The following is a 555-nucleotide window of genomic DNA, read 5'->3' on the forward strand; positions in this document are numbered from 1 at the left end:
AATGCATCACCACTTTCGACCAGGAGAAGTAGTGAAGCAAACCCGCCAATCGAAATACAGTGCCATCAAACCCATTGCGCTTCAACACATCGCCAACGGGGCATCAGCAAGCGCGGTAGGGCGCGATTTAGCGATCCCCGCACCAACTGTCAGGCGGTGGGCGCGACAAGCCGGAATTGCGATTCAGCACCAGTCGCACTGCCCGAAGGTCTCGATGATGGATAAGCATCGCGTGATCTACGAGATGCTTATGGCCGGCACATATAGTGTTGCCCAGATTGCTGCACAGGCCGGGGTGTGCACATCCACGGTGTATAACCGGCGGGCTAGATTAACCACTATGAATACCCGCAGCCGGATAACACCCGGTGATGTATCTCGTGTTGGTACTGGCCAGCGGCTAGGGCTGGCGGAACGCTTAGTCATTGCCGAGCATCTGCGAGCAGGGCATTCGCACCGGCGTATCGCCCAGATAGTCTGTCGTAGTCAATCCACCGTCAGCCGTGAAATCGCGCGCAATAGCGTCGATGGTATCTACGATGCTTATCACGCTGA

Annotated in this window: 1 protein-coding gene; it reads left to right on the forward strand. The window is 56.2% G+C overall.

Annotation, left to right across the window (positions count from 1 at the left end):
• Positions 1-31: 31 nt before the first annotated feature.
• Positions 32-555: helix-turn-helix domain-containing protein (locus HMPREF2847_RS11240; protein WP_141765056.1), on the forward strand; the 524-nt coding region annotated here is incomplete at its 3' end.

Source organism: Corynebacterium sp. HMSC074C03 (assembly GCF_001838285.1).
In the GTDB taxonomy this organism is placed as follows: domain Bacteria; phylum Actinomycetota; class Actinomycetes; order Mycobacteriales; family Mycobacteriaceae; genus Corynebacterium; species Corynebacterium amycolatum.